The following is a 12,936-nucleotide window of genomic DNA, read 5'->3' on the forward strand; positions in this document are numbered from 1 at the left end:
GCCGTCCGTACGAGCGGGCGGCCGCCGGATCACGGAGCGCTCAGCCGCCCGAGTGGGACCTCTCCATGGCCTCGCGGAAACGGGCGTATCCGGCGAGCTCGGAGCCGTCGCCCGCCGCCTTGCGGTTGCGGCTGGCCCAACTGCCCCACAGTCCGGCACCGATCGCAGCCAAAAGCGGAATCAGCAACCAGGCGAGCGCCGCCATGCCGACCTCCCAACCCCATGAGCGACCGCAACTGACTGATCAGCAGATTAATCATCCGCCATGTCAACGCTCACGCCAGGGGTACGGTTACGCAACCGGAGTCCGGGTGAGAGGTTGGTTAACCCTATGAGCGTTACTCCGAAGCCGGCAGGCGCCGCGTAAGTCGCGCGACCGCCGCCCTCGACGACGGCTCTACGCGCCGACCCAGTCTTCCGTCCCGTCGGAGAACTTCTGGTGCTTCCAGATCGGCACTTCGTGCTTGAGGTCGTCGATCAGCTTGCGGCAGGCGTCGAAGGCCTCGCCCCGGTGTGGACACGCCACGGCCACGACCACGGCGAGGTCGCCGACGCGCAGGTCCCCCACGCGGTGCACGGCCGCCAGCGCGCGCACGGGATACTCGGCGACCACCTTCTCGGCGATCCGCCGCATCTCCGCCTCGGCGCTGGGGTGGCACGAGTACCCCAGCGAGTCGACGTCGGCCCCGCCGTCGTGGTTCCGCACGGTCCCGACGAACAGAGCGATCCCTCCGGCGGCGTCGTCACCGACGGCCCGGAAGACCTCGTCGACGGAGAGTGGGGTGTCGCGGATCGCGAGCAGCTTGATGGGCTCGTCCGCCGCCTGCTCACCGGGGTGATCGCTGTGGGATGCCATGTCCCCATCGTGCCGCACACCACGGACAACGAGGAACAGACGACTCACCTCCACGCGCGCGTCGAGGTTCGGAGCGCCCTACAGGACAGGGGCGGATCCGCCACGGCCCGGCTACGAGGCGCCCGCACCGCACGCCACGCCTCTCAGATCCGCCGCCGGGCCTTCCGCGCCCGCCGCACCACCGCGGCCGCGCCCAGCAGCGCCACCGTCGCCCCCGCGGCCCCCGCCGCCGTCGCGTCCTTGCGTCCGAGCCGCCGTCCCGCCACGGTGTGCCGCCCGGACACCTCCTCCAGCAGCTCCTCGAGGACCTCCTCGTTCGTCCACTGCGGCCGCCACCCGGCGTCGTGCAACCGGCTCCCGCTCACCACCCAGGGGTACATCGTGTACGCGAGGTCCCCGGCGGGAGACGGCGTGAGGCCGATCCGGTGCAGCCGGGCCGCCGCCCCCAGGGCGACCGCCGACGGCAGTTCCATCCGCCGGATCCCGCTGAGCTCCTCGACCTCCTCCTGCTCCAGCCACCCGTCGCACCCGACGGCCAGTTCCCCGTCCACCTTCTCCAGGACGGCGTACTCCAGGGCGCTGCACAGGTCCTCGACGTGGCAGAACTGCCAGGCCGGCCGCGACCCCGCCACCACCAGCAGCCGAGGCGACTCGAAGTACCTGGTCAGCGCCGTATCGGTGCCCCCGACGAGCACGGCCGGCCGGACGACGGTGACATTGAGCCCGGGATGGGCCCGCGGCGCCCGCCGCGCGAGCCGCTCGATCTCCAGCAGGTCCCCGACCCCGGTCGCCTCCGCCGTCGCCCGCAGCTCGGCGTCCTCGGAGAGCGGCAGCTCGTTGTCCGGAAGCGCCCCGTACACCATCGCCGACGTGCACAGCACCACCCGGTGCACCCCGGCCGCCGCGGCGGCGGTCAGCACGGTCTGGGTCCCCCGCACGTTGTATGCCGTGCGCGCCGCGGTATCCGTCTCCAGGTCGAGGTCGAGGGCCAGGTGCACCACGACGTCGGCGCCCCGCAGCTTGTCCGCGATCGCCGGGTCCCGCACGTCCAGGATGTGCCACTGCGCCGCCGCGCACTCCCCGCGCCGCTCGTCGATGGCGACGACCTGCTTGACCTCGTCGGACGCGGCGAGCCGCTCGGTGAGCAGCGCCCCGACGCCGGACGCGGCGCCGGTGACCGCGACGACGGGCCCGCGGACGCCGGCGGACTCGCCGGCGCGTCCCGCCTCCGCCCGGGGGCGTTGGTCGGCCGACGGGCGGGTTGAATGGTTTCGCGCTGCGCGAACCTGCGGATCTGGGGAACTCACCGGGCGTCTCCAGCGGTTGTCTTCAGTACGAACGCGGAGCACACGCGCGTACGAGGTGGCATCCATCCTGCCGCAGGCAAGGTGTCGGCGAAGCACCCAGGCTCGATCGGGCCGGGGTGTCTACGCTGGGTGGTGTTGTCGGGCAGCCAGCCGCCGGAAGGAACCGGTGGCCTTACCAGCCGAGGAATCCCGTGAGTGACACCCCATTCGGATTCGGCCTTCCGCCGGAGGAGCCGGAGAACGGCGACGAGGGCAACAAGAAGGACCAGGAGAGCGGTGGTGGTCAGGGACCGGCCAACCCGTTCGGTTGCGGGCTGCCCGGAGCCGGCGGTGCCGGCGCCGACAACCCGCTCGCCGCGATGTTCGGTTCCCTGAGCCCCACCGACCTGGGCGCCGCCTTCCAGCAGCTTGGCCAGATGCTCTCGTACGAGGGCGGGCCGGTGAACTGGGACATGGCCAAGCAGATCGCCCGCCAGACGGTTTCGCAGGGCACCCCGGACGGCACGAAGGACGTGAGCGTGAGCCCCGGCGAGCGCTCCGCGGTCGAGGAGGCCGTCCGCCTGGCCGACCTGTGGCTCGACGATGCGACGTCCCTGCCCTCCGGTGCCGGGTCCGCCGTGGCCTGGAGCCGTGCGGAGTGGGTCGAGGCGACCCTGCCGGTGTGGAAGGAGCTCGTCGACCCGGTCGCCGAGCGCGTCGGGGCGGCGATGGGCGACGTCCTGCCGGAGGAGATGCAGGCCATGGCGGGCCCGCTGATCGGCATGATGCGCTCGATGGGCGGCGCCATGTTCGGTACGCAGATCGGGCAGGCCGTCGGCGTGCTTGCGGGCGAGGTCGTCGGCTCGACCGACATCGGCCTGCCGCTCGGCCCGGCCGGAAAGGCCGCGCTGCTGCCGCTGAACGTCGAGGCGTTCGGCAAGGACCTGGGCATCCCCAAGGAGGAGGTGCGGCTGTATCTCGCCCTGCGTGAGGCCGCCCACCAGCGTCTGTTCGCACACGTGCCGTGGCTGCGCTCGCACCTGTTCGGGGCCGTCGAGGGCTATGCGCGCGGCATCAAGGTCGACACGGCGAAGCTGGAGGACGTGGTCGGCCAGTTCGACCCGCAGAACCCGGAGGAGCTGCAGCAGGCGCTCCAGCAGGGCATGTTCCAGCCGGAGGACACGCCGGAGCAGAAGGCGGCCCTGGCCCGTCTGGAGACGGCCCTGGCGCTCGTCGAGGGCTGGGTGGACGCGGTGGTGCACGCGTCCGCGAAGCCGCGCCTGGCGTCCGCGGACGCGCTGCGCGAGACCCTGCGCCGCCGTCGCGCCACGGGCGGTCCGGCCGAGCAGACGTTCGCCACATTGATCGGTCTGGAGCTGCGCCCGCGCCGCCTGCGGGACGCCTCGCGCCTGTGGGCGTCGCTCACGGACGCGCGCGGTGTGGACGGCCGGGACGGCCTGTGGGCCCACCCGGACATGCTGCCGACGGCCTCCGACCTGGACGACCCGGACGGCTTCGTACACAGCGAGCACCTGGACTTCTCCGAGCTGGACAAGATGCTCGGCGAGGCGGCGGGCGGCTCCGCCGGGCAGCCGGATCTGAAGAAGAAGGACGAGGACGGCAAGGACGACGACGCCGAGTGAGCCTCCACGACGACGCGGTCCTCGTGCTGAAGGACTACGAGGAGCAGGAGGAACTGCGTCAGGTCTACCTGGATCACTTGGCTGCGCACCCGGACGGCATGTGGAAGGCCTGCGGGGCCGGGCACCTCACGGCGAGCGCCCTCGTCGTCGACGCCGAGCGCGGCCGGGTGCTGCTGACCCTCCACAAGAAGCTGCGGATGTGGCTGCAGATGGGCGGCCACTGCGAGCCGGGCGACGCGACCCTTCGGGCCGCGGCCCTGCGCGAGGCGACCGAGGAGTCGGGCATCGACGGGCTGGCCCTGCTGCCTGGCGGGCCGGTGCGCCTGGACCGCCACCACACGCCGTGCGCCTGGCACCTCGACGTCCAGTACGCGGCGCTCACGCCGTCCGGGGCCGTCGAGGCGATCAGCGACGAGTCCCTGGACCTGCGCTGGTTCGCCTACGACGAGGTGGCGGAGGTGGCGGACGACTCGGTCGTACGCCTGCTGGAGGCGACCCGCGCCAGGCTCTGACGGTGTAAGGGGCGACCGCAAAGGCGGTCACCCCTCACCTGCGTTCAGCTCCAGACGTTGCCCTGGTTCTGGCCCCGCGCCCCGTGCTGGCCCATGCCGTACTGGGCGCGCAGTCCCTGCCCGATCACCGCGTTCTGCGGGGGCAGCAGCTCGCTGGGCTGGACGAGCGCGAAGCCGCTGCCCATGAAGCTGAGCTCCCAGCCCTCACCGGTGTTGCCGCGGCGGCGCCACACCCCCGACGAGTGCGTCTGCGCCTGCATCTGGACCCGCAGACCGGTGGACCAGGCAACGATCGCGTCCGCGTCGCAGTTGACGTACTTGTCCGGCGTGACCTGCATCAGCAGGGGCGCGCCCGACGTCATCAACGCGACCTTGCCGCGGCCTGTGATGTTGAGCTGGTACTTGCCGGAGCCGGAGATGCCGTACTGGCTGTCCACGGCGATGACCTCGTGATGCAGCGAGGAGTCCATCGCCAGGACGTAACTGCTGTCGACGGTGAGTCCGTCCTGTTCGACGTCCATGATGTGCACGTGCTGGGCGAGGTTCGCGAGGTAGACGGTGCCCTGCCCGTGACAGCGCATCAGGTCGAGGCCTTCACCGGTGTACGCACGCGCGCGCCGCTGGCCGTTGTTCTGGTATTCGGCGTCGAACTCGACGAGCCCCTGGTAGGCGACCATGGTGCCCTTGCGGGCGAGGATGTCGTCGTGCCCCTCCAGGACGACGCGCAGCATCTGCGGGTTCTGCAGGCTGTAGCGCTCCTGGGTCTGCTGCTCGTTGTAGCCGAAAAGCGTGCTCTGCATGGTGTGCGGTTCCCCCTCAGCCCCGGATCCGGAGGCGATCAGTGCTGTCCTCGCTGGGCTGGACGACGACGATGCCCTGCCCGGAGAACGCCATCTGGTACGCCTCGCCGCTGCCGCGCCCGATGAGCGACTGCGCCTTGAAGCTGCGCTTGCCCTTCACCTTGAGGTTCGGGGACCAGGCGACGAGGGCGTCCGGATCGACGTACGTCTCGTCCTCGCCGCCGCCGCAGTCGACGACGATCGGCTTGCCCCGGGAGGTCAGCGCCACCCAGCCCTGTCCGGAGATCTTCGTGTTCCACAGGCCCTGCCCGGCGAACTTGGCGAGGCCCTTGACGCGTTCGACCCCCCACTGCAGGTGCGCGTCGAAGGCAAGCAGGTTGGTGGCGTTGACGGAGATCGCGTCTCCGTTGAGGTTGATGACGACGACGTTCGCCCCGTAGTCGGCGAGGTAGAGCAGACCGTCGCCGGAGCACTTCATGAGGGGCGCGCCCTCACCGGTGACCCAGTCCCGCGCGATCTGGCGTACGGCGGGCGGGTTGGGCTCGTACTGGACGAAGCCTTCGTAGGCGACCATCGACCCCACGCGCGCGAGGAGGTCGTTTCCGGTCTGCAAGGCGACCTTCAGCATGTGGCTGCCGTGGTTCTCCATGCGGGCGGTGACGGGGGCGGGGGCGAAGCCCGCGAGCGGCTGGTTCATATCGGGCTCCCTCAGACCTCGTACGGCTGGACGACGACGAAATTGCCGGGCGCCGCCCGGAACTGGAGGTTGACGCTCTCCCCGGTGTCCCCGGGGTAGGCGTTGCGGCGCATCCGCACCTGGCTGGAGACGATCACCTGCGCGGCGGCCGACCAGGCGACGACGGCGTTGCAGTCGGCGAATGTCGTCGGGGTGACGGGCAGCACCACGGGAGCGCCGTGCGTCTTCACTACGATCGTGCCGGTCCCCTGGAACTGCATCGTGAACAGCGCGCCACCGGGGATGCCGTGCCCCTCGATGCGCCGGACCTCGTACTGCAGGGACTCGTCGAAAGCGAGGACGTTCTCCGCGGAGACACAGATCGCGTCCCCCTGGAGTTCGATCGGGTGCAGATGGGTCGCGTTCTCGGCGAGGAACAACTGGCCCTGCCCGGTACAGCGCATCAGCTGCATCTCCTGGCCGGTCGCGTTGCCCACGATCCGCCCGGCGAAACCGGCGCCCTTGTAGCTGAAGTCGACCTTGCCCTGATAGAGCACCATACTGCCCTGCCGGGCCAGCACGGGCTGGCCGCCGATGCCGAGGTCGACGCGGACGAGCTTCTTGTTCTGCTGCGTCCACCGCTGCCCGGTCGGCGTCTCCTTGAAGGGCTGCAGTGCGGCGGCCACACCGGCACCGGCCTGGGGGACGCCCTGGGGGGCACCGTACGGAGAAGCAGCCGCGGGCTGACCGGTGTACTGTCCCGGAACCTGCCCCTGCGGCGGCTGCTGACCATAACCGGGAGGCGCGGCCGGCGGCTGCTGGCCATAGCCGGGCGGCATCGGGGCGGACGGCTGCTGGCCGTAACCGGGCGGCGGCCCCGGCTGGCCCGGCGGCTGCGCGTAGGGGGCGGGACCCGGCGGGGGCACGGTTCCGCCGGGAGGCGTGTTCAGGGGCGCGACGATGGTGGGCGCGGCGTGCACGGAAGGCGCCGGAGCCGGGGCGGGCGGCGCGGGTGCCGGTGGCGGCGTGAAGCCCTGCGGGGCGGGCTGCTGCGGCGCCGGAGCGGGAGCAGGCGCCGGGGCGGCGAAGGCGGGGGGCGCGGTGGCCTGGGCGGGCGGCGCGAAGCCCGGCGCGGCACCGGGCTGCGGTTGCTGCGGGGCGGGCGCCTCCTCCTCGAGGACCTCGCCGCCGAAGTTCTTCAGCAGTGCCTCGAGCCCACCGTCGAAGCCCTGGCCGACCGCGGCGAACCGCCAGACGTCCTTCAGGTAGAAGTCGCCCAGCATGACGGCGCGTTCGGTGGTGAACTCCGAACCGGTGAAGGAGTACCGTGCCACCTCCTCGCCGCCCGCGACGATGCGGATGTATCCGGGATTGATCTGCGACATCTGCCCGGCACCGTCGACCGTCGCCGTGAAGGACAGCTTCTGGATCTGCGGCGGGATCCTGTCGAGCGTGACCCGGAAAGATTCCGTGTCGCCCGCCTGCGGACCGAGGAGCTGAAGGGACTCCTCCGGCGTCTTCCGCTGGTTGAAGAAGAGGAAGTACCGGTCGTCCGAGAGTCGTTCGTCGGCGTCCAGACCGAAGCAGCTGATGTCGAAGGTCAGTCCGGGCCCGGAGATCTGCACACCTACGTACAGATCCGTGCCCGCGGTGAGGTCACTGATCCTGGCCTTGTGGCCGCGTTGGAATTCCCTGGCCATGCGTAACGACCGTCCCCCATCCCGAATATGAGTGCGTCGCGCCAGGCTAACGGCAAACGCCGCGAGCGGAAGAAGCCGGTACAGACCCGGTACACAAAGACTTCTCGGCGGCACGGTATGACATCCGCCCGGCGGCTGGGGGCCGACGGCGCGGCGTGCGTGCGCGGTCTCCCGCTACTCCTCGGCCGGCGCGGGCTGATGCGGCAGCCGGTCCGCCGCGACCACACCCTCGAGGTAGCCGCGGGCTCGCTCCGTGCGTGGATACGCATCAAGCAGCCGCCAGAAACGCGGCCCGTGTCCCGGGACCAGCAGATGCGCGAGCTCATGCAGGAGGACGTAGTCGACGACGTACTCCGGCATGCCCTGCAAGCGGTGCGACAGACGGATGCTGCCCTCGGAGGGGGTGCACGAGCCCCAGCGCGTGTTCTGGTTGGTGACCCAGCGCACCGAGGTGGGCCGCGCCCGGCCGTCGAAGTACTGCACCGACAGCCGCCCGGCGCGCTCGGCCAGCTCGGCGTCGCCGATCACCCGCTTGCTCTCCTGGGCGGCCAGCTTGTCGAGCATGACGGTCACCCAGCGCTGCTCCTCCGCCTCGGACATCCGGGCGGGGATCAGCACGACGGTGCGATCGCCCTCGCGGTACGCGGAGACCGTTCTGCGGCGTCGCGCGCTCCTGCGTACTTCGATCGCGCTCGCCCCCGAGCCGCTCGGCGGCTGGCTCGTCGTGCTGCGCTGTGGCGTTCCGACGCGGTGCAGTGGATCGGCGGGCACGCCCCGACGTTACCCGCTGCGCACGGAGGAAGTCCCGCCTCCGGGAGGGTTCCCTGCCGATCCACACCCCGTGCCCTTGATTTGTACGACCAATACCCCCGCCTGTGGACAACTTTCCGCACGCCCCCGCCCGGTCCCGGCATGCTGGCCTGCGTCGGCAGACCAGGACATCAGCCGGCAAACAGGAACGAACACACACAAGTACACGAAGAACGGGGGCCGGTCATGCATCCGATGGTGAAGCCCGCGCTGCGGCGCGGCTGGCGCGACCTGAACACCGTGCAGTTCGGGATCGCACCCGCGCACGCGATGGTGCTGGGTCCCGTCGACACCGCGACGGGCAGCCTCCTCACCCTGCTCGACGGCACCCGCGGGCTGTCGCTCCTGCGCGAGGATGCCCGCCGCATGGGCCTGCCCGAAGGGCACGTCGACGCACTCGTGGACAACCTCTCCGGCGCGGGCCTGCTCGACGACGCGACGGGCGGCGGCCCGCAGGCCGACACCCTCCGCGCCAAAGCCGGCGTCCTGGACCGCCTCCGTCCTGACCTGGCGTCACTGTCGCTGGTCGCCCGCACACCGGGCGAGCCCGCCATGCGTCTGGCCGCGCGCCGCTCGCTCCGGGTCCAGGTCCGAGGCGCGGGCCGCGTGGGTGCCGTCCTCGCCTCCCTGCTGGCGGGGGCGGGCGTCGGCGAGGTGGACGTCCGGGACACCGGCTGCGTCGAGCCGTGGGACGTTGCACCCGGCGGACTGCCGGCAGATTCCATCGGCGAGCGCAGAGATGAAGCGGCCCGCCGCGCGGTTCGCGCGGCAGCCCCGGACCGGCCACCGCGCCGGCAACGCGCCTCCCGGCGCTCTCCCCACGACGACCCGGACCCCGGCTTCTCGCTGGTGATCCTCGCCCCGCGCGACGGCGTCGACATCCACGCGCCCGACCCGTTCACCGCCCAGCCGCTGATCGCCTCCGGCACGCCCCACTTGTACGCCGGTGTCGTGGAGGGCACGGGCATCGTCGGCCCGTTCGTCCTCCCTGGTGACACGAGCTGCGCGGGCTGCCTCGACCGGGGGCGCACCGACCGGGACGAGACCTGGCCGCGTATGGTCGCCCAGTGGCGCTCCGGGCGCCCGCCGCAGGTCCAGGCGTGCGACCTCACCCTGGCGACCGCCGTCGCCGCAGTGGCCGCCGGGCATGCGCTCGCCTTCCTGGACGGCGAGGCGCCCTCCAGCGCGGGCGCGCGCTGGGAGGCCTCCGTGCCCCGGCTCGACTGGCACGCGCGACCGGTGTGGGCCCATCCCGCATGCGGGTGCGGTGCAGCGGAGAAAGGTAAGGAGGAACACACCTCAAAGGACGGGGAGCCGCACGAGACAATGGCGGAGCAACAGCCGTCGAGGAACCTGTCTCGCAAGGCACACGCGGCACGGCTGTCTGGGACTTGGAGGGCGCATGTCTGATCTTCCCCGGAAGGCGGTCACCCGGACCGCCAAGCTCGCCGCGCTCCCGCTCGGCTTCGCCGGGCGGGCGACCTGGGGACTCGGTAAACGCATCGTCGGTGAATCCGCGGAGATCGTCGGCCGCGAACTCCAACAGCGCACGGCCGAGCAACTGTTCAAGGTGCTGGGCGAGCTGAAGGGCGGCGCGATGAAGTTCGGGCAGGCCCTGTCCGTCTTCGAGTCGGCGCTCCCCGAGGAGGTCGCCGGACCCTACCGGGCCGCTCTGACGAAGCTTCAGGAGGCGGCCCCTCCGATGCCGACGCGCACGGTGCACGCGGTACTGGAGGAACGCCTCGGCGAGGACTGGCACGAGCTGTTCCTGGAATTCGAGGACAAACCGGCCGCGGCGGCCTCGATCGGCCAGGTACACCGCGGGGTGTGGCACGACGGACGCGAGGTCGCGGTCAAGGTGCAGTACCCGGGCGCCGGCGATGCGCTGCTCTCGGACCTCAACCAACTCAGTCGATTCGCCCGCCTGCTGGGTCCCCTCGTCCCGGGCATGGACATCAAGCCGCTGATCGCGGAGCTGCGCGACCGGGTCTCCGAGGAACTGGACTACGGCCTGGAGGCACAGGCGCAGCAGACACACGCGGAGGAGTTCGAGGGGGACCCGGACTTCACGGTGCCGGCGGTGGTGCATCAGTGCGATCAGGTCCTGGTGACCGAGTGGGTCGACGGCATACCGCTGTCGGAGGTGATCTCCGGCGGTACCCAGGAGCAGCGGGACCGCGCCGGCCAGCTGCTGGCCCGCTTCCTCTTCTCGGGGCCGGCCCGCACGGGTCTGCTGCACGCCGACCCGCACCCGGGCAACTTCCGTCTTCTGCCCGGCTCAGGCTTCGGCACCCGGAAGGAGGACTGGCGCCTTGGCGTCCTGGACTTCGGCACGGTCGACCGTCTGCCAGGCGGCCTGCCGACCCCCATCGGCCACTCGCTGCGCCTGACCCTGGAGGGCGACGCCCAGTCGGTCTACGAACTCCTCTGCGAGGAGGGCTTTGTGAAGGAGACCATCGAACTCGACCCCGACGCGGTCCTCGACTATCTCCTTCCGATCATCGAACCCGCCCAGGTCGACCAGTTCACGTTCACCCGCGGCTGGATGCGCAGCCAGGCGGCGCGCGTCGCCGACCCACGCTCGCCCGCGTACCAGCTGGGCAAACGACTGAACCTGCCCCCGTCGTACCTCCTCATACACCGGGTGACGTTGAGCACGATCGGCGTGCTGTGCCAACTGGGCGCGACGGTCCGCCTGCGTGATGAGTTGGAGGAGTGGCTACCGGGCTTCCTGCCGGAGGAGGAGGAGGAACCCGGAGCGGAGGCGTGACCTGGGCTGTCCGAACAGTGCCGGGCCAGGGATGCCTTGGTGCGGTTCACCAAGGGTCGAGTGAGTGGGCATGGGAGTACTCGGAAGGTGGCGTCGCTGGGCCATTGCCTTGTGCGGCTGAGATGCCGGCGCGTCCGGCCGACGCCAAGACGGCCGCTTTGCGGGTCCCGCCCCTCCCGGACGAATGATGACTGCGGCGGGCGACTACGGGAACCCGGTACTCGGGTTCGCCCCGGCGGCCGGCCGTGTGGTGCTGCTGGCGGATCCGCACTCAGTTGGCGTACAGACGGCGAGCAGCTTCGCTGAGTGAAGCGGACGCGAGAGCTACCACCACGCCGAGTCCAACCGCCCCTCGATCGCCCTGATATGGGTGCGGGCGCAGTTGTCGCAGAAGTAGTGGCGCAGGCCGTTCTCCACGGAGCAGGTCCAGGTGGGTCGGGGGCCATCGGCCCGGGTGCCGCAACAAGCGCACATGAGGTTCTGGGCCTGTACGGTGTCCGGCAGGCGCACGGAGCCGCTGTTGTCGCTGTCTCCGGGAAGACTCGTCACCCCTGTGACGATATCGCCGTCCCACTGCTTCGTCGCACACAACGCACCGCGGGGGCCGGTCCCTTCGGACCGGCCCCCGCGAGGCTTTCCGGGTGCCGAGTGTGAATGTCGGCCTGCCTACTGCATGACAGCCATGGCGAGCGCACGGCGGGCGCGCATCGAGGCGCGTTCCGCCCGGCGCTGCATCCGGCGGGCTCTCGCCAGGCGCACGGCCCTGCGTTCCCGCTCGGCCTCGTGCAGTCGCTCGTGCATATGCGCACGAGCCAGGGCTTCTGGGATGAGTTGCATCTCTCGGGTCCTGTTCTGGCGCGAGGCGTTCGCACCGGTGGAGGTGAAGTCTGAAATCGCGGAGCCTGCGGGCTCGCTGGTGGACGGCTTCATCGGGGCCTGCTTCTTGGGGTCGTGCGTGAGGGGGCGGTCGATCGTTCCTGCGGTGTTCATGCCGTGACCGGGTTCTTGCGCGGGCGGCCACGCGGCCGCTTCCGGGCGACGACGACACCCTGGACGAAGAGCTCGCCACCCCAGACGCCCCAGGGCTCACGCCGCTCCTTGGCACCGGCGAGGCAGGCCTCGATCAGCGGGCAGGTGCGGCAGAGGGACTTGGCGTACTCGACGTCGGCCGGCGACTCGGCGAAGAAGACCTCCGGGTCGTAGGAGCGGCAGGGGACGGGTACGCCGAGGTTCTCGATGGCGTCGTCGAGCGCGGTGAGCGCGGTGAGCGGGGTCAAGGTGGAGTCCTCCGTGAGGCCGGGCGGGGGGATCGTTTCGGAAGGCGGTACGGACGGGGCGTGCGCTTCGAGTTGCACGGTTCGTCTTCCTCGTCTGGTCGTTCCGGCCCTGTTGGACCGGGTGTCGGCTTGGTACCGGGTTCTTTTCTTGTCCCGAGGCCCCTTCGTTCTGCCGTCCCCGTTCGGGGAAAACAGAAGGGCCGCGGATCCCGGATGGGGTTCCGCGGCCCTGAAGGCGCCGGCCTGATCGCCGATCAGGCTGGATCACTCCAGGGTTCTGGCCCACGGAAGGCCCACATCAGGTGGTGCTGCGTCGTCTGCTTCCGGAATCGGGCACCGGCCGCTGCAAAGGCATAGGCCTGTGCCTGTGCCACTACTGCTTCCAGTGCCTTGGCCGGTCGCTCATTGCGCTCACGGATGGGAAGACCCGCGAGAGACAGGGAGGACGCCGGACGGACGGCACGAATGCCGGACAGACCGGTGCCCAGGTTGGAGACGCCGAGCATGCACGTGGAGACGACCGAGCGATCGGTCATTTTGGCGGTGCGGGTGGAGCTGGTCTTGATGCTGATCACTTCAATCGCCTCCTCTCGGCGTCTTAGGGGA

General features: G+C 70.8%; 15 protein-coding genes. 4 read left to right on the forward strand and 11 right to left on the reverse strand.

What is annotated here, in order from left to right; translation table 11 throughout:
* Nucleotides 1-40 precede the first annotated feature (40 nt).
* The 3 genes from ACZ3TS_RS03620 to ACZ3TS_RS03630 form a co-directional block, all read right to left on the reverse strand.
* A complete protein-coding gene (locus ACZ3TS_RS03620; RefSeq protein WP_467613425.1) occupies nucleotides 41-205 on the reverse strand; it encodes a hypothetical protein in 165 nt (54 codons plus the stop codon).
* Nucleotides 206-397: 192 nt separating this feature from the next.
* Nucleotides 398-856, reverse strand: a complete 459-nt coding sequence (locus ACZ3TS_RS03625) for a molybdenum cofactor biosynthesis protein MoaE (RefSeq protein ID WP_467613426.1) — start codon at nucleotides 854-856, stop codon at nucleotides 398-400.
* A gap of 143 nt (nucleotides 857-999) precedes the next feature.
* A complete protein-coding gene (locus tag ACZ3TS_RS03630) occupies nucleotides 1,000-2,163 on the reverse strand; it encodes an SDR family oxidoreductase (RefSeq protein ID WP_467613427.1) in 1,164 nt (387 codons plus the stop codon).
* 191 nt (nucleotides 2,164-2,354) lie between these two features.
* On the opposite strand from ACZ3TS_RS03630, the gene ACZ3TS_RS03635 reads away from it, so the two are divergent.
* Both ACZ3TS_RS03635 and ACZ3TS_RS03640 read left to right on the forward strand, forming a co-directional pair.
* Nucleotides 2,355-3,785 carry a zinc-dependent metalloprotease gene (locus ACZ3TS_RS03635; protein WP_467613428.1) on the forward strand — a complete coding sequence of 477 codons (1,431 nt, stop codon included), beginning with the start codon at nucleotides 2,355-2,357 and terminating at the stop codon, nucleotides 3,783-3,785.
* The gene (locus tag ACZ3TS_RS03640) at nucleotides 3,782-4,297 is read left to right on the forward strand and encodes an NUDIX hydrolase (RefSeq protein ID WP_467613429.1); all 516 of its coding nucleotides are present in this window, start codon (nucleotides 3,782-3,784) and stop codon (nucleotides 4,295-4,297) included. The genes ACZ3TS_RS03635 and ACZ3TS_RS03640 overlap by 4 nt, the downstream gene beginning before the upstream one ends.
* Before the next feature lie 44 nt (nucleotides 4,298-4,341).
* Here the strand turns inward: ACZ3TS_RS03640 and ACZ3TS_RS03645 are convergent, their stop codons facing one another.
* From ACZ3TS_RS03645 to ACZ3TS_RS03660, 4 genes are all read right to left on the reverse strand, one after another.
* A complete protein-coding gene (locus ACZ3TS_RS03645; RefSeq protein WP_467613430.1) occupies nucleotides 4,342-5,097 on the reverse strand; it encodes an AIM24 family protein in 756 nt (251 codons plus the stop codon).
* Between the two features lie 16 nt (nucleotides 5,098-5,113).
* On the reverse strand, nucleotides 5,114-5,794 hold the full coding sequence (locus ACZ3TS_RS03650) for an AIM24 family protein (RefSeq protein WP_467613431.1): 681 nt from the start codon (nucleotides 5,792-5,794) through the stop codon (nucleotides 5,114-5,116).
* Nucleotides 5,795-5,805: 11 nt separating this feature from the next.
* Entirely contained in the window at nucleotides 5,806-7,473 is a 1,668-nt protein-coding gene (locus tag ACZ3TS_RS03655) for a TerD family protein (RefSeq protein ID WP_467613432.1), read from the reverse strand.
* 174 nt (nucleotides 7,474-7,647) lie between these two features.
* Nucleotides 7,648-8,244, reverse strand: coding sequence for a M48 metallopeptidase family protein (locus ACZ3TS_RS03660; protein ID WP_467613433.1), 597 nt, complete (start codon nucleotides 8,242-8,244; stop codon nucleotides 7,648-7,650).
* 225 nt (nucleotides 8,245-8,469) lie between these two features.
* Here ACZ3TS_RS03660 and ACZ3TS_RS03665 point away from each other — a divergent pair, with 225 nt between their 5' ends.
* Both ACZ3TS_RS03665 and ACZ3TS_RS03670 read left to right on the forward strand, forming a co-directional pair.
* Nucleotides 8,470-9,693 carry a TOMM precursor leader peptide-binding protein gene (locus tag ACZ3TS_RS03665; protein WP_467613434.1) on the forward strand — a complete coding sequence of 408 codons (1,224 nt, stop codon included), beginning with the start codon at nucleotides 8,470-8,472 and terminating at the stop codon, nucleotides 9,691-9,693.
* A complete protein-coding gene (locus ACZ3TS_RS03670) occupies nucleotides 9,686-11,053 on the forward strand; it encodes an ABC1 kinase family protein (RefSeq protein WP_467613435.1) in 1,368 nt (455 codons plus the stop codon). The genes ACZ3TS_RS03665 and ACZ3TS_RS03670 overlap by 8 nt, the downstream gene beginning before the upstream one ends.
* A gap of 324 nt (nucleotides 11,054-11,377) precedes the next feature.
* Here the strand turns inward: ACZ3TS_RS03670 and ACZ3TS_RS03675 are convergent, their stop codons facing one another.
* From ACZ3TS_RS03675 to ACZ3TS_RS03690, 4 genes are all read right to left on the reverse strand, one after another.
* On the reverse strand, nucleotides 11,378-11,602 hold the full coding sequence (locus ACZ3TS_RS03675) for a hypothetical protein (protein WP_467613436.1): 225 nt from the start codon (nucleotides 11,600-11,602) through the stop codon (nucleotides 11,378-11,380).
* Between the two features lie 117 nt (nucleotides 11,603-11,719).
* Nucleotides 11,720-12,043, reverse strand: coding sequence for a hypothetical protein (locus tag ACZ3TS_RS03680; protein ID WP_467613437.1), 324 nt, complete (start codon nucleotides 12,041-12,043; stop codon nucleotides 11,720-11,722).
* Entirely contained in the window at nucleotides 12,040-12,408 is a 369-nt protein-coding gene (locus ACZ3TS_RS03685) for a WhiB family transcriptional regulator (protein ID WP_019072119.1), read from the reverse strand. Before ACZ3TS_RS03685 ends, ACZ3TS_RS03680 begins: the two co-directional genes overlap by 4 nt.
* 176 nt (nucleotides 12,409-12,584) lie before the next feature.
* Nucleotides 12,585-12,905 (reverse strand): hypothetical protein, encoded by a 321-nt coding sequence (locus ACZ3TS_RS03690; protein WP_467613438.1) that lies wholly within the window; start codon nucleotides 12,903-12,905, stop codon nucleotides 12,585-12,587.
* Between the last annotated feature and the right edge of the window lie 31 nt (nucleotides 12,906-12,936).

The sequence above is a fragment of the Streptomyces sp. NPDC022910 genome, assembly GCF_055561075.1.

Bases quoted from the DNA above. Each gene is read 5' to 3' on its own strand.
- ACZ3TS_RS03620 (WP_467613425.1), bottom strand. From the start codon at position 205: ATGGCGGCGCTCGCCTGGTTGCTGATTCCGCTTTTGGCTGCGATCGGT.
- ACZ3TS_RS03625 (WP_467613426.1), bottom strand. From the start codon at position 856: ATGGCATCCCACAGCGATCACCCCGGTGAGCAGGCGGCGGACGAGCCC.
- ACZ3TS_RS03645 (WP_467613430.1), bottom strand. From the start codon at position 5,097: ATGCAGAGCACGCTTTTCGGCTACAACGAGCAGCAGACCCAGGAGCGC.
- ACZ3TS_RS03650 (WP_467613431.1), bottom strand. From the start codon at position 5,794: ATGAACCAGCCGCTCGCGGGCTTCGCCCCCGCCCCCGTCACCGCCCGC.
- ACZ3TS_RS03655 (WP_467613432.1), bottom strand. From the start codon at position 7,473: ATGGCCAGGGAATTCCAACGCGGCCACAAGGCCAGGATCAGTGACCTC.
- ACZ3TS_RS03665 (WP_467613434.1), top strand. From the start codon at position 8,470: ATGCATCCGATGGTGAAGCCCGCGCTGCGGCGCGGCTGGCGCGACCTG.
- ACZ3TS_RS03670 (WP_467613435.1), top strand. From the start codon at position 9,686: ATGTCTGATCTTCCCCGGAAGGCGGTCACCCGGACCGCCAAGCTCGCC.
- ACZ3TS_RS03680 (WP_467613437.1), bottom strand. From the start codon at position 12,043: ATGAACACCGCAGGAACGATCGACCGCCCCCTCACGCACGACCCCAAG.